Source organism: Bacillus cereus group sp. BfR-BA-01408 (genome assembly GCF_022663305.1).
Taxonomy (GTDB): Bacteria; Bacillota; Bacilli; order Bacillales; family Bacillaceae_G; genus Bacillus_A; species Bacillus_A pacificus.
The window spans coordinates 1-17,870 of the sequence record NZ_JAKUFF010000081.1 but is presented as its reverse complement, the minus strand read 5'-3'; the positions used below and the strand labels follow the sequence as shown (position 1 = coordinate 17,870).

The window sequence follows — 17,870 nt, the reverse complement described above, 5'->3', positions numbered from 1 at the left end:
AATTAGCAGATGGCTCAAATCAAGTAACAACAGGTCTGGGCGATCTAAATGGTGGCCTAAACAAAATGTCAACAGGCTCAACCCAGCTAATCGACGGCGTAAATAAACTAGCAGACGGATCAGGAAAAGTAACAGATGGTCTCGTAAAAGTAAACGACGGTTCAGGTGAACTTGCTGAGAAACTTGGCGAAGGGGCAGAGAAAACTAGTGAAGTAAAAGGAACGGATAAAACGTATGATATGTTTGCAAGTCCTGTAAAAGTGAAGACAGAGAAAATGGCAGAAGTTCCTAACTATGGAACTGGATTTACACCGTATTTCTTATCACTCGGTTTATTTGTTGGGGCATTACTATTATCAATCGTATATCCATTACGTGACACAGTTGGTGTTCCAAAATCAGGGTTTAGCTGGTTTATTAGTAAGTTCGGCGTATTACTATCAGTCGGTATTATTCAAGCGGTAGTAGCTGATGTCATATTACTATTCGGATTAGGTGTAGAAGTACAAAGCATTCCGTATTTCATACTCTTTAGCATCTTTACAAGCTTAGCGTTTATCGCATTAATTCAATGTTTAGTAACAGCATTCGGTGATGCAGGACGTTTCATTGCCATCATCACATTAATTATTCAGCTGACAACGAGTGCCGGAACATTCCCGCTAGAATTGATTCCGAAGTTTTTACAACCATTCAATGCTTGGTTACCGATGACATACTCTGTATCTGGATTGAAGGCAGTCGTATCAAGCGGAGACTTTAACTTCATGTGGCAAAACATTGGAATGCTCATGATCTTCATCGTTGTATTATCACTTGGAACAATCGCTTCATTAACTTGGATGCACAAACGACAATTTAAAAATATTGCTGAAAATCAATCGGTTGAAGCGTAAATAAGGAACATAAAAAAGCACCGAAATGGTGCTTTTTTTATTAGTTTTGTTTTATTGGCTGAGAAATTTCATTTGTTTTTCTATTTTTACGGAAGAAGCATATAGCAATACTTATAAGAATAATTGTAGCTACAATCCAAACAAATGGACCATATTTTTCAGCAAAAGTATATAGTTTCATGTTGCTGGCAATGTCCTCTTTTGTTTTTCCTATTAGAATTTCAGAGCCACTATAACCTTCAAGTGTATCTCCTTTTTTTATGCCAAAAATAAGAACGTCTGATTTGTTTTCTATTCCGGTGTATCGGTATCCTTTACCTTTAATTGTTAATTGGGTATCATTCTTTTTTAGTGAATAGTCTTCGGCAGAAATATCTTTGCCTGACAGTGTAATTGGTTCCATTGAGAAACGGATTTCTTTTAAGGCAGGAAGAGTCTCATTGTTTAGTAAGAGTTGCTTTGCAATATGCTGCTCAGTATTAATGTTTATCCAATTTGCTTTTCGTCGTTTATATGTATTAATTTCAAGGAGTGCGAATTCTTTATTTTGAAGTTTTTCCTCTGTAATAGGTTGCGCGGTAGTTAATGTTCCTTTTAATAAAATCACACCGTCTTTTGCAGATTGGAAGGAAGCGGTTTCCTTTGTTTTCTTTAATGTATTGATAGTCCCTTTATAATTCTCTTTTCCTAAAAGAACAGCTCCTGTATGTACGGTTAAAATAAGATATAGGATGCTTAATACGATAATAGCTTTTTTCACTATTTCCCCTCCAAAGTATGTATAATTAAATTATAACATAATTTACCATATTTAATTTATTAATTTGAATAAAAAGTTGCAGACGTAAAAGTAATAAATAAATTAAGAAAAGTGTAGATGAGAGGAGTAAAAATGAAAAAGAAATACAGTTGTAAGAAAGGTGTACAACTGTATTTAAAGTGGATAAAATATTTTCTTCATAATGTAATGGTTGTTTTATATCCCTTTTTTTTCTTAATTTCACCATATTTCATGTGTAGGCTAAATAAAAGGATAGGAATTACAACAATTTATAGAGAAACATAGAGTAGAGGGGGGATATGATGAAAAGAAAACATATTTCTTATTTAATTATAAATCCGCTAATTATTTTTCTTGTTTATGCCCTTTCACCTATATTGTTTGATAAAGAAGTATATACAAGTATGAGAGATGCATTTGGAATACTTACGTTCTACTATGTGTTAATGGGTGGTTATTACTTTATTTACTTTTTAAGTAAAAAAATCAATAAAAATGATAAAGAAAAAATCGATGGAGGACAACAAAATGACTGAAAGTGAAATAAAATTCAGGGATACGACCATTCGTAACTTTTTTGATAAAGAGGACCGTCTAAAATCGATTCCAGGTCAAAAGAAGAAAAAACTAGTATTGTTAGAGTATTTAATTAGCAAATTAAACGTTGAAAATCAGTATACGGAAAAAGAAATCAATGCATTCATCAAACAATATCATGACGATTTTTGTACGATTAGACGCGAGTTTATTGTGCAGGGGTTTATGGACAGAGAGGATAATATGTACCGTATAAATGGGAGAGAAGTGTGGGCGAAGTGGGAGGAGCTATGAGTGTAATGAGGAAGGGGGATTTTCTTGCAAGCTAGTAGTCTCATACATGAAGAGATTTCAGGGAAACCATCAATTTTGGGGATGTTTACTTCACCAACACTGCAATTCAAAAGGATGAAGAATCAAAGAAATATATTTTTACCACTCGCTCTTTTAATGGTTCTTATTATTATTTCAAGTGCTTTAATGTCTTGGAATGCTTTAAATAATCCTGCGCTTAGTATGTTTCATGATAAAACGGGATTTACTGTACCAAAATACATAACTTTCTTTACCACATTTGGGATTTCTACAGTCAGTGGAATCGTAGCTTTATTTTTTGCGCCTATATTCTATAAAAATATTATGATTTTTTTCGGGGTTGACATTAACTATAAGCAAACATTCCCGATAATTATTTATGCTTCATTTGTATTGCGATTAGGGATGATTTTAAACGGATTAATTGCACTGTCTCTAAGTGGGTATGAGATATCTTATACAAGTTTAGGCGCGATAGCAACGGATAATATGGTTTTACATACAATCGCTCAAAGAATAGACATATTTAATATTTGGTATTACATTTTATTAGGTATAGGTTTAAAAACGATTACGAATTTAAATAAAGATAAACTTATTCCTCTTATTATTGTACTTTTCGTTTTTACTAGCTTATTAGCGAGTATGGCTGGATTTATGCAGGAAATATCAAAGCCGCAAAGATAGAAATAAAAAGGTGGTTTGGAAATAGACGAAACCACCTTTTTTTCATTTTTCACACTAAAACTTTTGTCTTCAATCTTTCTTTCTGACGAAGATGATGTGCAAAATGCATAGAAATAAGTTGGAACCATTCTGCTGCATGTAAGTAACCAAGCCCAGGATGTTCGACTTTACAATCACTAGGGATAGAAGAAAGTGTTGGCTCAATGTCTTTAACAATTGTAATTAATTCTAGAAGCTGTTTCTGTACGTCTTCTTTATTAGCTGGGTTTTCAGGCGTATATCCAGGATGATCTGGTAATTTGATTTTTATGTCTGGGAAAGCCCCCATCATATATACTTTTTCTCCCATATCTGTTTTCTTGTTAGTTACAGAAGGTAATTCAGTTCTGCATTTCGCGATTGCATCTAACTGCATGCGTGTAGCTGAAATTAAGTGATTATACATTTGACCGAGGGACCATTCCTCAGCAGAAGGTTTGATCCTAAATTGTTCTATCGAATATTTTTCTAATTCCTCCATGTAATACGTAGCTAATTCTTCAAATTTCTTCATAGCGTTAACTCCTTTTTATGAAAATATATTTGTTACTACCTAATATAAAGGATGGCTACTGACAACATTATGTCAGTAGTGAAATTAAAGTTTTAACATTTTTTTTGCTTCATCACGAATTTTTTCAGAAAGAATTTTTGGCTCAAGTACGTGCACTTGGCTTCCCCAGCTCAATACCCATTGAAACACTTCATCTATGTTTCTAGATTTCAAAAAGACGTGAAAATAGTTATCTCTATGTTCATATGAATCTATAAAAAAATATCGTGATTCAATAATTTTATGTGCAATATGGGAGGGGAATAATAAATGAATCATCACAGTACGGTTGCTTTCAGGCTGATATTCTTGCAAAGAAAAGTCTTCGGGTTTTGTAAAGAATTCTTGCTCTTGCTGTAAATCCTCCATACGATCTAAACGAAAATTACGTATTTGTTTTCTAAGTAAACAGTAGGCAACGATGTACCAAATCCCTGAAATGTTGACTAAGCCGTAAGGATGAACGGTCCGCTTTATTTTTGTAGTTTCTCTCGGTTTCCGATAAGAAAAAGAGATAGCTTGTTCTTTTTGAATAGATTCTTGCAATAGAAGAAGTTGATTTTCTAGTTTTTCTTGTTCAGATTGCTGATGTGAAAATATAGGAGAAAGGAAACGAAAAGTTTCTCGTAATTCCTGGGCTTTCTTTTGTTGATCAGCAGGGAGAACAATTTCAAGTTTCTCTTTTGCTGATCGTGCATGTACAGAAAAAGAAGAAGTGAAAGTTTTCTCGATATAATCACCGCCTAGTAAAAGGGTAACAGCCTCTTCAGGCGTAAGCTGAATGGGGGGCAAGAAATAACCATCTATTAATGAATAGCCGTGGCCGGGCATGGCGAAAATTGGGACGCCACATTCACTAAGTGCATCCATATCTCGATAAATCGTTCTTATACTTGTCTCAAATTTTTCAGCTAAGCTTTGTGCGGTAACAGTTTGTCTTCTTTGTAATTCAATTAATATGGCTAATAAACGATCCGTCCGATTCATGAAGTATCTCCCTCTATCTTTAATAAATATGCCTCCTGTAAACTTCTAAAACGAATATAAATTCCCCTCCCATTAACATACTTTTCCCTATGTATAATATTAATATAGTAAAATCATAAGAAGCCGTATTGCAGTTTCCAATAATATACTATATAATCAATTTAAGAAAACGTTTTCATGCAAAGGGGGAGAATTTCGTGTCGACTATAGAGGACGTGGCGAAATTAGCGGGGTTATCAAGGACAACGGTTTCTAGGGTGATTAATAATCATCCATATGTTTCAGATGAGAAGAAAAAAAGGGTTCAATTAGCAATGAAGCATTTAGGCTTCGTTCCTAATTCTGCGGCGAGAAGGCTTCGTAAACAAAAAACAGAAACAATTGCGGTGCTAGTTCCAAGGATTACAAATCCTTTCTTCAGTAGATTTATTGAGGCAATAGAGATTGCTGCTTCTGAGCATAAATATAAACTGATTATTTGTCAAACAAGATATTTACCGGAAAAAGAGATGGAGTATTTACAATTATTATCTACGAAGCAAGTAGATGGGATTATTCTATGTTCACTAGAAAATCCGTGGGAAGATGTAGAGCCATACTTACAACACGGTCCAATCGTGTTATGTAATGAATATATTGAGGAAGCAAATATTCCAACAGTGAAGTTTGATCATGCGCAAGGAGCATACATAGCTGCTAAGCATGTGTTAGAACAAGGATATCGTAATCTTATTTTTTGCCGTGGAAACGAAACCAAAGTCGTTAGTCAACAGCGAAAAATGGGCTTTTTACGTGCCATAACGGAGAAGAGCCGCCAAGTAGAAGCGATTGATTTTCTTGAAAACGCTTTCTCTTGGGAAGATGGAAAACGAATATTCCATGAAGTATTAAAGGACAAAAAAAATCCTACCGCGATTTTGGCAGGAGGCGATGAGGTAGCAGCTGGAATTATCTCAGAGGCGAAGCGCCATGACTGGAGTATTCCAGATGATCTCGCTGTTATCGGTTTTGATAATCAAATTTTATCACAGATTACAGAGCCAGGTATTACGACAATTGAACAGCCAATCGATGAGATGGCCCGAAAAGTTGTCGACCTGATGATGGATAAAATCCATACGAAAAATTATCGAAAAAAAGAATTGTATGAGTTTGAACTGGAGCTCTTGGTGAAAGGTTCAACGATGAAGGATACGATGTTATTAGCCTAGTAGACTATGTCTGCTAGGTTTTTTATGTTCACAAACTACTATTCTTCGTGAACGCAGTCATCACATTTGTTATGGTATGCTTCGTGCTGCTCATCAATTTCTTTCCCGCAGTGCGCACAAGTTTTCGTCGGTAAATTTCTGAAAAACTCCATTGGTTGATCGATCATGTCAATCCCTCCATTTCCATTTCTTACTATCATTGTATTAGTACAAAAAACAAAAGTCAACAACTGTTTTATAACAAAATTGAAAATTAATGAAAAAGTTTAGGAAATGGATTATAGTTAACAATGTAGGATGTAAGTAAAACATGCATTTCTACTCGGTTTTAGAAAGGATGGATACATATGAAAATGACTGTTGTCGGCTTTTGGGGCGGCTTTCCAGAAGCGGGAGAAGCAACGTCGGGGTATTTGTTTGAACACGATGGTTTTCGTTTACTTGTAGACTGTGGTAGTGGTGTACTAGCACAGCTTCAAAAATATATAACACCGTCTGATATAGATGCAGTTGTACTGTCGCACTACCATCACGATCATGTTGCAGATATTGGGGTATTGCAATATGCGAGATTAATTACGAGTGCGACAAAAGGACAACTACCGGAGTTACCAATATACGGTCATACGTTTGATGAGAGTGGATTCCATTCTTTAACGCATGAACCGCATACGAAAGGAATCGCGTACAATCCAGAAGAAACACTTCAAGTTGGACCGTTCTCGATCTCATTCTTAAAAACTGTTCATCCTGTTACATGCTTTGCGATGCGTATTACAGCAGGTAATGACGCTGTAGTATATAGCGCAGATTCCAGTTATATTCCTGAATTTATTCCATTCACGAAAGATGCTGATCTTTTCATTTGTGAGTGTAATATGTATGCACATCAAGAGGCTGCAAAAGCAGGGCATATGAATAGTACAGAAGTAGCAAGTATTGCGAAAGATGCGAATGTAAAAGAACTTTTATTAACGCACTTACCGCATACAGGCAATCCAGCTGATTTAGTAACAGAAGCAAAACAAATTTTCAGTGGCCATATTACGTTAGCGCATAGTGGCTACGTATGGAACTCATGAGGTGATACGATGTTATTTATTGATAATAAAGGAATTACAGATCCTAGAATAAACTTAGCAATTGAAGAATATTGTGTGAAGAATTTAGATATTAACGAAACGTATTTACTGTTCTACATTAACGAACCTTCTATTATCACTGGTAAAAACCAAAACACAGTAGAAGAAATTAATGCTGATTACGTAAAAGAAAAAGGGATTCATGTCGTTCGTCGTCTATCAGGCGGAGGCGCAGTATATCATGATTTAGGAAACTTAAACTTCAGTTTTATTACGAAAGATGATGGGGACAGTTTCAGCAACTTCAAAAAATTCACAGAGCCTGTAACGAAAGCACTTGGTAAATTAGGTGTAAATGCAGAACTAAGTGGTCGTAACGACATTTTAGCTGAAGGTAGAAAAATTTCAGGTAACGCGCAGTTCTCAACGAAAGGTCGTATGTTCAGTCACGGTACGTTACTATTTGACTCTGAAATCGATCACGTCGTATCAGCGTTAAAAGTAAAAATGGATAAAATCCAATCAAAAGGAATTAAATCAATCCGTAGCCGCGTTGCGAATATTACAGAGTTCCTGAACGAAGAAATGACGACAGAAGAGTTTAGACAACTTCTTCTAGAAACAATTTTCGAAGGGGAAACAGAAATTCCAACGTATGAATTAACAGAAGAAGATTGGAAAGAAATCCATAAACTTTCTGAAGAGCGCTACCAAAATTGGGATTGGAACTACGGAAAATCTCCGAAGTTCAACTTACAACATTCACACCGCTTCCCAGTTGGACAAGTTGATGTTCGTCTTGAAGTGAAAAAAGGAACAGTAACAGAATGCAAAATTTACGGCGACTTCTTCGGTTCACTAGATGTTCATGATATTGAAGAGCGTCTAACAGGTATACAATTTGATAAAGATGCATTTACTGCAGCTTTAGAAGGCGTAGATATCGCACGCTACTTCGGTAATATTACAACAGAAGATTTCTTACATTTATTCTTCTAAAAATAAGGGGGGCTGCAGTAACGAGCAGCCTCTTTTTTTTGCGTAGATTGTCGCGTTTTGTCGGTAAGTCGATATATTTTAAAAATCGCTGATATATTTCGAGTTGCGGTCGATATATTTGGAAAATCGCTGATATAAATTGAGTTGCGCTGATATATGTGAAAAATCGCCGATATAATTTCATATACCATCAAATCATAAGACATTTGCCCCTTATAAAGGAATATATATATTTAAAAGGAGGCGGATTGAAATGAAGAGGGTAATGTACGTTGTATTATTGCTCAGCTTTGTCATCGGAATGACAGCTTGTAACGATGAAACGTCCCAAAGTCGCACACTTTTATCTATTGGAAAGCCAGCGAAAGATAATGTTATATATTTTACGCATACAGATAACAGACGAAAGATACAGGAAATACAAGACATGTTTCAAAATAAGAAGTGGAAAAGAAATGAAACATTCAGCACTGTTAATAAGACACCAGATGTCGTCTTTTCAATAGATGAAGACAATGCAGGGTTACCAACATTATATGTTACGGTGTATTTTCATGAAGATGGAGCGGACGTTCTTAACTTGTACGGGGAGTATACGAGTTTAAATAAACAAGAACTTGCAATGCTGAGAGAAAAGATGAGTGCATATTATCCTAAAATGATTTCTGGTCTAGTTTCATAAATTACTTGCAAACAAAATTCCCTTATCCTTCCAAAGTAAATGAAGAGAAAGTGATCTGTCTATATGCAGTTAATGGAATAACACTTGCCACTTTAATTTTCTTTTAATATAATTAATTTAGAATTTTTAAATATTCTAAATTTTATAAAGGTGGGGTTTGTGTGAATCTCGTTCAATCTTTGGCTGAAACGGCGAAAAAGAAGGGGGATAAACCGGCTTATATATTTATGGATCAGTCGGTCTCATATGACCAATTAAACAAAATGGTCACAAGGTTTTCTAGCAATTTAGCAGAAATGGGCATTGGAAAAGGGGACAATGTTGCATTAGTTGTTGGGAATTCACCACATTTTTTGGTCGGTTTATACGGAACAATGAAAGCGGGAGCAACTGTTATTCCAGTTAATCCAATTTATACAGCAGACGAAATGCATTACATTTTACAAAATGGAGATGTAAAAACAATCATCGTACTCGACGTCCTTCTACCTGTTATACAATCTCTTACAACAAGACTTCCTTCATTAGAAAACATCATCATATGCGAAACCTCATCAGATTTTAACCATACAGAAACCGAAAAAATGAAAACGTTTACTAGAATGATAGGGGCTGGAGATTTAACTTACGAAGGCCCAGAGCTAGATGAAGAAGATGTAGCGGTTATTCTATACACTTCAGGCACGACTGGAAAACCGAAAGGCGCTATGTTAACTCATAAAAATTTATATAGTAATGCGAGCGATGTGGCGTCGTATTTACAATATACGGCTGATGATCGCGTCGTTGCGGCACTGCCGATGTTCCACGTATTTTGTTTAACGGTGGCGGTAAATGCACCGATTGTGAACGGGGCAACGATTTTAATGTTACCGAAATTTAGTCCGAAAGAAGTATTCCGTATTTGTCGTACGTACGAACCGACGATTTTTGCTGGTGTACCGACAATGTACAATTATTTATATTTATTCGAAGAAGCGAGCGCAGAAGATGTGAAGACACTTCGTCTTTGTATTTCAGGTGGTGCTTCAATGCCAGTTGCTCTTCTGCAAAACTTTGAAAAACGTTTTGACGTTATCGTTTCAGAAGGATACGGTTTATCAGAAGCATCACCAGTTACTTGTTTTAACCCGCTTGATCGTCCGCGTAAACCAGGATCAATCGGTACAAATATTTGGCATGTAGAAAATAAAATTGTAAATGAACTTGGGGAAGAAGTACCTGTCGGAGCAGTCGGTGAATTAATTGTTCGCGGACCTAACGTTATGAAAGGATATTATAACGCGCCAGAAGATACAGCTGCGACATTAAAGGACGGCTGGTTGTATACAGGAGACTTAGCGAAAATGGATGAAGAAGGTTACTTCTATATCGTTGATCGTAAAAAAGATATCGTCCTAGTTGGCGGTTATAACGTATACCCTCGTGAAGTAGAGGAAGTATTGTATACACACGAATCTGTAGCAGAAGTTGTCGTAATCGGCGTTCCTGATGAAAACTTAGGAGAAGCAGTGCGAGCTTACGTCGTTCTGAAACAAACGAACGTAACAGAAGAAGAACTGATGCATTACTGTACGTTACATTTAGCGAAATATAAAGTACCAAAGAGTATCGAGTTTTTAACAGAATTGCCGAAGAATACGACAGGTAAATTGCTGAGAAGAGCTTTGAGAGAAAAAGCGATGCAAGTTTAAAAATAGGGGCAACCATCTTTATGAAGATGGTTGCCTTTCTATTTTTTAGCATTGGTTAAGCTATGGTGCCATATATTTAAACCGTAATATGACTAATAAGGAGGAGATATAAGTGGAACAGAAGGAATTACGTTTACGGCGAGTGCAGTATCTTATTTGTGACATTATGGATGAAATGAATGCTGAAAGGGCGTACTTATGTAGGAAATAATATTATTATTTTTATTTGACATTGATAATCATTATCAATATGATAGTTATGTTGGATATATTTATATAAAGGGAGATGTCATATTGATAATGATTAAGAAAAAACATGTAAATGCATTCGTTATAGCAGCAACGTTAGTAGTTCCATTTAGCGGTATTATGGCACCAATCGCGAAAGCTGAAGCAGCGGTTGAAATGAAAGCAAATAGTAGACTAACAGATGGCACGTATGACGTTGTATTTAAAGCATATAAAGATAAAACAAATGAAGCATCAATCGCTTCAAAATATTTAAAAGATGCAAAAGTAACGATTCAAGGTAATAAAAAAATTGTTACATTAACAGCGACAGATAGTAATTATTTTAAAGAGTTCAAAGTAGAAAATCCGAATCAATTAGGAACGTACCAGGATGTGAAAGTAATCTCGGAAAGCGCAGCGAATAACGGTACGAAAGTTGTTCAATTTGAGCTGGGTGACTTTTCAAAGAAATATAATATGAAATTACATATCGTGATTCCAGCAATGCAATATGATCATCACTTCCAAGTACAATTTGAAGTAGATGGAAGTACAATAAAAAAGGAATCTAAATTCTCAGATGTACCAGCATGGGCACAAGAATCAGTTCAATATTTAGTAGATAAAGAAGCAGTGCACGGTAAGCCAGATGGTACATTTGCACCGGCTGAAAATATCGATCGTAGTTCCGCTGCAAAAATATTAGCAACTGTTTTAGGATTAGAAATTAAGAAAGATGCAAAGCCATCATTTCCTGATGCACAAAATCACTGGGCAACGCCGTATATCGCTGCTGTTGAAAAAGCAGGTATTGTAAAAGGTGATGAGAGGGGTAACTTTAATCCGAGCGGGTTAATTAACCGTGCATCAATGGCTTCTATGCTAGTAAATGCATATAAATTAGAAAGAAATGAAAATATAAAACTACCGAAAGAATTTGCTGACTTAAACAATCATTGGGGTGCGAAGTATGCCAATATTTTAATCCAAGAAAACATTTCAATTGGAACAGATAATGGCTGGGCTCCAGATAAAGCGGTAAGCCGTGCGGAAGCAGCACAATTTATTGCGAAGGCGGATAAGTTGAAGAAATAAAGTGAACGAAAAGTCAGTGAGGGAAAATCCTCACTGACTTTTCGTTATTAAAAAAACAAATTCCAAGTTGACACATGCGAATTACAGAATTAAAATGAAAAGAAATCGAATACATTAGAAGCTAATCAGATAAACTGAAGGCGCACAATGTTCACGTTTGTGAATATATTGTGTGCCTTTTTCTATTGTATAAACTAAGGGGGATTTAACGATGAAACAGTGGAGGAAGACAGCGTTTATGAAAAGTACAGGTGTTTTATTATCAGCAGTTGTACTTTTATCAGGGTGTGGTTCAGCAACATCCACTAGTAATTCTGAAGGAAGTGGAGACAAAAAAACAGTCGAACTTTTAAATGTTTCCTATGATCCAACACGTGAGTTATATCAAGATTTTAATAAAGATTTTGCGAAGTACTGGAAAGAGAAGCATGGGCAAACAGTAAATGTAAAACAATCGCACGGAGGATCTGGAAGTCAGGCGCGTTCTGTTATTGATGGCTTAGAAGCAGACGTTGTTACGCTAGCGCTAGCTTATGATATTGATGCGATTAGCAAGAAGAAACAACTAGCAGAAGATTGGCAGAAGCGACTTGCGGATAATTCCACTCCGTACACATCAACAATTGTATTTCTTGTACGAAAAGGAAACCCGAAAGGAATTAAAGATTGGGATGATTTAACGAAAAAAGGTGTGTCTGTCATTACGCCTAATCCGAAAACATCAGGCGGAGCACGTTGGAACTATTTAGGGGCATGGGGATATGCGCTAAAAAAATATAACAATAGTGAAGATAAAGCGAAAGAGTTTGTCGGTCAAATTTATAAAAACGTGGAAGTACTAGATTCAGGGGCACGCGGAGCAACGACAACCTTCGTTGAAAAAGGAATTGGTGACGTATTAATCGCGTGGGAAAATGAAGCATTACTATCACAAAAAGAGCTCGGAAAAGATAAATTTGAAATTGTAACACCTCCAATTAGTATACTAGCGGAACCACCAGTAGCTGTTGTGGATAAAGTAGTTGATAAAAAAGGAACGAGAAAAGTGGCAGAAGGATATCTTGAATATTTGTATTCAGAAAAGGGGCAAGAAATTGCAGCGAAAAACTTCTATCGCCCTCGTAACGAAAAGGTAGCAGAAAAATATGCATCTCAATTTCCAAAAGTTCAATTATTTACAGTAGATGAACTATTTGGCGGTTGGAAAAAAGCGCAGGAAAAACATTTTAATGATGGCGGTGTATTCGATCAAATTTATAAAAAATAAGGGGGGATGAGGTGAAAGAAGATGAGGAAAAAACGTGTTTTACCGGGGTTTGGATTATCTCTTGGATTTACAATGCTATATATGAGTTTATTCGTACTTATACCACTTTCTATCGTATTTATTCAAACTTCACAGTTAGGTTGGAAGAAATTTGCTGAAGTTGTAACGAGCGAGCGTGTGCTGCATTCTTATCAAGTGAGTTTAACGACTTCACTTGCAGCAGCGGTTGTAAATGCCATTTTTGGCTTATTAATTGCTTGGGTACTCGTTCGTTATACATTTCCAGGGAAACGATTGTTAGATGGATTAATAGATTTACCTTTCGCTCTTCCGACTGCTGTAGCTGGTATTACACTGACAACGCTATATGCCGAAAATGGCTGGGTGGGGAAAATATTTAGTATGTTTCATATAAAAGTAGCTTTTACGCCGCTCGGAATTATTGTTGCACTTACGTTTATTGGGTTACCGTTTGTCGTTCGAATGGTGCAACCAGTACTTCAAAATATTGATAAAGAAGTAGAAGAGGCGGCTTCTAGTTTAGGGGCGTCACGCTTCCAAATATTTGTGAAAATCATTTTGCCAGAAATATTCCCAGCTTTACTTGCTGGCTTTTCACTCGCATTTGCACGGGCATTAGGAGAATACGGATCTGTCGTTTTCATCGCAGGGAATATGCCGATGAAAACAGAAATCGCACCGCTTATGATTATGACGAAACTCGAACAATATGATTACGCAGGTGCAACAGCTGTGGCGACCGTGATGCTTATTATTTCTCTCCTGTTCCTTCTTTTTATTAACATGATTCAAAGCTGGAGTAGAAGGCATGAATTAAAAAGTGAATAGGAGGAGAGAAAGTGGAACCAACATTATTAGAAAAGAAAATAATAAAAAAAGTGTCAGCTAAAAAAGAATCTAAACTTGTACCAAGCATATTAATTGCGATTACAGTTTTATTTTTATCTCTCTTTCTATTACTCCCGCTCGTAACAATTTTTTTGAAAGCTTTTGAAAAAGGATTTGATGTATACTTTGCTGCTATCACTGATCAAGAAGCATTTTCAGCAATTAGGTTAACGCTTCTCGTTGCGTTAATCGTTGTACCGCTGAATACGGTATTCGGAATTGCAGCGGCATGGCTTATTACAAAGTTTCAGTTTAAAGGAAAACAGGTATTATTATCTCTTATTGAACTGCCGTTTGCCGTGTCACCAGTTATCGCAGGATTAGTGTTCGTTTTACTCTTCACACCGAGGGGGGCTCTTGGTGAATGGCTACTCGAACATGGAGTGAAACTCATTTTCTCTGTTCCTGGCATTATTATCGCAACAATCTTTGTAACTTTCCCGTTCGTTGCACGTGAATTAATTCCGATTATGCAGGCGCAAGGGAAAAGTGAAGAAGAGGCAGCTTTATCACTTGGCGCAAGTGGCTGGAAAATGTTTTGGCGCGTTACGCTTCCAAATATAAAATGGGGCCTTTTATACGGCATGATTTTATGTAATGCCCGTGCTATCGGTGAATTTGGAGCCGTTTCTGTTGTATCAGGTCACGTGCGTGGCATTACGAATACGATGCCGCTTCATATTGAAATTTTGTACAATGAATATCAATTTTCAGCAGCGTTTGCAGTAGCGACGTTAATGTCATTAATCGCGGTATTTACGCTTGTTATAAAAAACTGGATCGAATGGCGAATGGAAAAACGACAATAAGGGGGGATTACGGTGAGTATTCAAATTCAAGGTGTATCAAAACAATATGGTACATTTCAAGCGTTGACAGACATTCATTTGGATATCCCAAAGGGTGAACTTGTCGCCTTATTAGGCCCGTCAGGTTCTGGAAAAACGACGTTATTACGAATTATTGCAGGATTAGAAGAAGCGGATGAAGGCTCTATTTCATTTGAAGGGGAAGATCTAACAGACGTTCACGTAAAAAATCGGCAAGTCGGTTTCGTCTTCCAACACTATGCGCTTTTTAAACATATGAATGTATTTGAAAATGTCGCTTTCGGTTTAAAAGTAAGAAAGAAAAGTTTAAGACCTTCAGCAGAAGCGATAGAAGAAAAAGTAACAGAATTATTAAAGCTTGTAAAAATGGATGGCTTTGCTAAGCGTTATCCAGCGCAACTATCTGGCGGACAACGACAGCGTATCGCACTAGCGCGGGCGCTTGCAGTCGAACCGAAAATTTTATTACTAGATGAGCCGTTCGGTGCCCTTGATGCAAAAGTGAGAAAAGAATTACGAAGATGGCTCCGGAAACTACATGACGAATTTCAAATTACGAGCGTATTCGTAACGCATGATCAAGAAGAAGCACTAGACGTTGCGGACCGCATCGTTGTAATGAATGAAGGGCGCATTGAACAAATGGGAACACCGGAGGAAGTATATGAAAACCCAGCAAGTCCGTTCGTGTACGACTTTTTAGGAAATGTAAATTTATTTCACGGCCGCGTCCATAAAGGTAAGCTAAATGTAGGATCGGTGGAACTAGAAGCACCAGAGCATAAGCACATTTCAAATGTAGACGGAGTAGCTTACGTAAGGCCACATCACTTATCTATCTCTCGTACAAAACAAAGCGTAGATGCAATCCCAGCGAAAGTATCATATTCTCACGCAGTTGGACCTGTCGTATATGTAGAATTAAAACGAGACGGAACAGATGAGTATTTAGAAGCAGAAATTAGTAAAGAACAGTTTAGACAGCTAAACATTCAAGCGGGTGATGTTGTATACGTACAGCCGAAAGAAGTGAAAGTGTTTATTCCGGAGGATTTTGTAATTTAAGAGAGTTAAAATCAGCAATCTATTAATAAGAGGAAGTCTCCTAAAATATGTTTTAGGAGACTTCCTCTTTTATTTGTAGTGATAACTTTTTCACATATGAAATATAACAAGGCGTGGGGGCGTGTTCAAACAGTTATTAAGGAATATATTCTTATTACCTTCTATAAATAAAGGTATTACAGTTAAGGGAGGCACATTTACACCATGAATATGAAGCTCAGTATATTAGCTTCATTGAATATTAGAACAAAATTGAAAGTGAAAATAAAAGGTTAGTTGAATGATATTTATATCATGTCGCTAGCAAACAATAATCGCATCTATTATTGTTAATCTTAAATTATATAATAAAAATAGATATCTGTCATAATATTTATAAAATTGTTGTTAAATTGTCGGATTTTGTGCACAAAATCTTCAAAACTTTAAAACGATATTTACTTTACTATTTCATTTGTTTACATTGTGATATGTAACATTATATATGTTAAAAATATTTCAACGAGGTGAGTTTATGGGAGCAAAGAAATGGTATAGGTATTTAATCCAACTTATCGTAGTTGCATTAATTGTTACCTCCATACCACTCAATGGATTGGCGGAAACGGCACCACCGTTTACACCATCTCCAAATTCAGAACAAAGTCCGGAAGTGGAAAAGAAAGAAGAAAAGGAATTACCAGATCCACATCCAGATCAATTAAAGAAGGATAAGACTAAAGCACAGGCGAGTCCGACTGAGATTGTAGAAGAAAGAACGGAAACAGAGAAAGTTTTCGATAATAATGATGGTACGTATACGAAAAAGGTATATACGGAACCGATTCATATTGAAAAGAATGGAAAGTTAGAAGAGGTTTCACCGAAATTAGTAGAAGCACCTAACGCAAAGATTGTAACGGAAAATACAACATTAGAACCAGAGTTCGAGAAAACAACACAAGATGGAAAGTACGTTCAATTTAAAGTAAAAGATCATACGATTCAGTATAAATTAATGAGTGCAAATGGTGAAAAAGGTGAAGTGAAGCCATCACCGGTCACTGCGACACATGAAAATAATACAGTATGGTATAAAGGGATCTTCCCAAATGTTGATTTAAAGAGCACGACGTTTAACGAAAATGTAAAAGAAGATTTTGTCTTACGTGAATATACAGGACATCATATTTTTACGTTTGCATTAGAAACAGATTTAACACCGAGCTTACAGGAAGATGGTTCAATCGACTTCCAAAATGAGAAAAAAGAAAAAGTATTCACATTACCGAAACCGTATATGAATGATTCAAATGTGGATCAACAATCAGGTGAGGCTGTAACGTCAGATGCGGTTCGTTACACTATTGAGAAAACAGATGAAAAAACATATACATTAACTGTTACTGCAGACCCGCAGTGGTTACAAGCACCAGAGCGGAAATATCCAGTATATGTAGATCCTTCTGTTGAACTAGGTAACTTTGAAAATGCATACGCTGCAAGTGCCTATCCAACTGTCAATTATTCAGGAGGAAAACTTTGGGATTCAGGTCAAAATGCTTACACGTTAAAAGTTGGGTATTATGATGGCTCATCTGGAACAAACTTTGCATTTGTTAAACCGAATGTTTCAGATTTAAAAGGTGCAAAGATTGAAGGTGCAACATTCCATGCCTATACAGTTTGGCATTATTATGCGAATCAACCAAATGGTGTTTGGTTAGATGAAGTGACAGGTAGTTGGAATGTTGGCGGAGTGAACTGGAATAATAAACCGAACTCTGCAAATATTGCGCATGCCGATGTAACAAGAGGACAATGGGCAAAATTTAACGTAACAAATACAGTAAAAGCATGGGTGGAAGGCACAAAGCAAAATAACGGCTTTAAGCTACATACAAACGGAAATGGACAAAACCATTGGAAAAAGTTTATTGCAGCTGAAAACGGAGCAAATGCACCGTACTTAGAAGTAAAATATTCTTACGCAAAACCAAATACACCGAGAGTACAAGCTTATTCAAATGG

The 17,870-nt window shown here is 36.4% G+C and carries 19 protein-coding genes; 15 read left to right on the top strand and 4 right to left on the bottom strand.

Features of this window, described 5'->3' with window-relative positions; genetic code table 11:
• The coding region (locus tag MR083_RS22865) for a YhgE/Pip family protein (RefSeq protein ID WP_242269884.1) at positions 1–896 on the top strand (896 nt) is incomplete at its 5' end.
• 40 nt (positions 897–936) lie between these two features.
• On the opposite strand, the gene MR083_RS22860 is transcribed toward MR083_RS22865, so the two are convergent.
• Entirely contained in the window at positions 937–1,656 is a 720-nt protein-coding gene (locus MR083_RS22860) for a hypothetical protein (RefSeq protein ID WP_242269883.1), read from the bottom strand.
• Positions 1,657–1,976: 320 nt separating this feature from the next.
• Between MR083_RS22860 and MR083_RS22855 the strand changes: the two genes are divergently transcribed.
• The 3 genes from MR083_RS22855 to yknW are packed head-to-tail and all read left to right on the top strand — an operon-like array spanning position 1,977 to position 3,216.
• Entirely contained in the window at positions 1,977–2,213 is a 237-nt protein-coding gene (locus MR083_RS22855) for a hypothetical protein (protein WP_396022316.1), read from the top strand.
• Positions 2,206–2,508, top strand: a complete 303-nt coding sequence (locus MR083_RS22850) for a DUF2087 domain-containing protein (RefSeq protein ID WP_242269881.1) — start codon at positions 2,206–2,208, stop codon at positions 2,506–2,508. The genes MR083_RS22855 and MR083_RS22850 overlap by 8 nt, the downstream gene beginning before the upstream one ends.
• A gap of 24 nt (positions 2,509–2,532) precedes the next feature.
• Positions 2,533–3,216 (top strand): YknW family membrane protein, encoded by a 684-nt coding sequence (gene yknW, locus MR083_RS22845; protein WP_242269880.1) that lies wholly within the window; start codon positions 2,533–2,535, stop codon positions 3,214–3,216.
• A 49-nt stretch (positions 3,217–3,265) separates the two neighbouring features.
• Here the strand turns inward: yknW and MR083_RS22840 are convergent, their stop codons facing one another.
• Both MR083_RS22840 and MR083_RS22835 read right to left on the bottom strand, forming a co-directional pair.
• Complete coding sequence (locus tag MR083_RS22840; protein ID WP_242269879.1) at positions 3,266–3,769, bottom strand: DinB family protein; 504 nt, start codon at positions 3,767–3,769, stop codon at positions 3,266–3,268.
• An 84-nt stretch (positions 3,770–3,853) separates the two neighbouring features.
• Positions 3,854–4,795 (bottom strand): helix-turn-helix transcriptional regulator, encoded by a 942-nt coding sequence (locus MR083_RS22835; protein ID WP_242269878.1) that lies wholly within the window; start codon positions 4,793–4,795, stop codon positions 3,854–3,856.
• 197 nt (positions 4,796–4,992) lie between these two features.
• Between MR083_RS22835 and MR083_RS22830 the strand changes: the two genes are divergently transcribed.
• Complete coding sequence (locus tag MR083_RS22830) at positions 4,993–6,006, top strand: LacI family DNA-binding transcriptional regulator (protein WP_000103718.1); 1,014 nt, start codon at positions 4,993–4,995, stop codon at positions 6,004–6,006.
• A 38-nt stretch (positions 6,007–6,044) separates the two neighbouring features.
• Here MR083_RS22830 and yhfH read toward each other — a convergent pair whose 3' ends face one another.
• Positions 6,045–6,173 carry a protein YhfH gene (yhfH, locus tag MR083_RS22825; protein WP_000567010.1) on the bottom strand — a complete coding sequence of 43 codons (129 nt, stop codon included), beginning with the start codon at positions 6,171–6,173 and terminating at the stop codon, positions 6,045–6,047.
• A gap of 180 nt (positions 6,174–6,353) precedes the next feature.
• Here yhfH and MR083_RS22820 point away from each other — a divergent pair, with 180 nt between their 5' ends.
• The 10 genes from MR083_RS22820 to MR083_RS22775 form a co-directional block, all read left to right on the top strand.
• On the top strand, positions 6,354–7,088 hold the full coding sequence (locus MR083_RS22820) for an MBL fold metallo-hydrolase (RefSeq protein ID WP_000784661.1): 735 nt from the start codon (positions 6,354–6,356) through the stop codon (positions 7,086–7,088).
• Positions 7,089–7,097: 9 nt separating this feature from the next.
• Positions 7,098–8,087: a lipoate--protein ligase gene (locus MR083_RS22815; RefSeq protein WP_242269877.1), complete on the top strand. Its 990-nt coding sequence runs from the start codon at positions 7,098–7,100 to the stop codon at positions 8,085–8,087.
• Between the two features lie 253 nt (positions 8,088–8,340).
• On the top strand, positions 8,341–8,769 hold the full coding sequence (locus MR083_RS22810) for a hypothetical protein (protein ID WP_000832624.1): 429 nt from the start codon (positions 8,341–8,343) through the stop codon (positions 8,767–8,769).
• 161 nt (positions 8,770–8,930) lie between these two features.
• The gene (locus MR083_RS22805) at positions 8,931–10,463 is read left to right on the top strand and encodes a fatty acid--CoA ligase family protein (RefSeq protein ID WP_001055165.1); all 1,533 of its coding nucleotides are present in this window, start codon (positions 8,931–8,933) and stop codon (positions 10,461–10,463) included.
• 300 nt (positions 10,464–10,763) lie between these two features.
• Entirely contained in the window at positions 10,764–11,789 is a 1,026-nt protein-coding gene (locus MR083_RS22800; RefSeq protein WP_000592093.1) for an NEAT domain-containing protein, read from the top strand.
• A 211-nt stretch (positions 11,790–12,000) separates the two neighbouring features.
• Positions 12,001–13,056, top strand: a complete 1,056-nt coding sequence (locus MR083_RS22795; RefSeq protein ID WP_016716743.1) for a sulfate ABC transporter substrate-binding protein — start codon at positions 12,001–12,003, stop codon at positions 13,054–13,056.
• A 21-nt stretch (positions 13,057–13,077) separates the two neighbouring features.
• Positions 13,078–13,905: a sulfate ABC transporter permease subunit CysT gene (cysT, locus tag MR083_RS22790; RefSeq protein WP_242269876.1), complete on the top strand. Its 828-nt coding sequence runs from the start codon at positions 13,078–13,080 to the stop codon at positions 13,903–13,905.
• An 11-nt stretch (positions 13,906–13,916) separates the two neighbouring features.
• Positions 13,917–14,774: a sulfate ABC transporter permease subunit CysW gene (gene cysW, locus MR083_RS22785; protein WP_000433821.1), complete on the top strand. Its 858-nt coding sequence runs from the start codon at positions 13,917–13,919 to the stop codon at positions 14,772–14,774.
• A 12-nt stretch (positions 14,775–14,786) separates the two neighbouring features.
• Positions 14,787–15,860: a sulfate/molybdate ABC transporter ATP-binding protein gene (locus MR083_RS22780; protein ID WP_242269875.1), complete on the top strand. Its 1,074-nt coding sequence runs from the start codon at positions 14,787–14,789 to the stop codon at positions 15,858–15,860.
• A gap of 514 nt (positions 15,861–16,374) precedes the next feature.
• Positions 16,375–17,870, top strand: a 1,496-nt coding sequence (locus tag MR083_RS22775; protein WP_242269874.1) for a DNRLRE domain-containing protein, incomplete at its 3' end; no start/stop codon positions are given.

Excerpts from the sequence above, each read along its gene's own strand:
- MR083_RS22855 (WP_396022316.1), top strand. The coding sequence starts at position 1,977 with ATGATGAAAAGAAAACATATTTCTTATTTAATTATAAATCCGCTAATT.
- MR083_RS22840 (WP_242269879.1), bottom strand. The coding sequence starts at position 3,769 with ATGAAGAAATTTGAAGAATTAGCTACGTATTACATGGAGGAATTAGAA.
- MR083_RS22815 (WP_242269877.1), top strand. The coding sequence starts at position 7,098 with ATGTTATTTATTGATAATAAAGGAATTACAGATCCTAGAATAAACTTA.
- MR083_RS22850 (WP_242269881.1), top strand. The coding sequence starts at position 2,206 with ATGACTGAAAGTGAAATAAAATTCAGGGATACGACCATTCGTAACTTT.
- MR083_RS22820 (WP_000784661.1), top strand. The coding sequence starts at position 6,354 with ATGAAAATGACTGTTGTCGGCTTTTGGGGCGGCTTTCCAGAAGCGGGA.
- MR083_RS22810 (WP_000832624.1), top strand. The coding sequence starts at position 8,341 with ATGAAGAGGGTAATGTACGTTGTATTATTGCTCAGCTTTGTCATCGGA.
- cysT (WP_242269876.1), top strand. The coding sequence starts at position 13,078 with ATGAGGAAAAAACGTGTTTTACCGGGGTTTGGATTATCTCTTGGATTT.
- yhfH (WP_000567010.1), bottom strand. The coding sequence starts at position 6,173 with ATGATCGATCAACCAATGGAGTTTTTCAGAAATTTACCGACGAAAACT.
- MR083_RS22800 (WP_000592093.1), top strand. The coding sequence starts at position 10,764 with ATGATTAAGAAAAAACATGTAAATGCATTCGTTATAGCAGCAACGTTA.
- MR083_RS22835 (WP_242269878.1), bottom strand. The coding sequence starts at position 4,795 with ATGAATCGGACGGATCGTTTATTAGCCATATTAATTGAATTACAAAGA.
- MR083_RS22795 (WP_016716743.1), top strand. The coding sequence starts at position 12,001 with ATGAAACAGTGGAGGAAGACAGCGTTTATGAAAAGTACAGGTGTTTTA.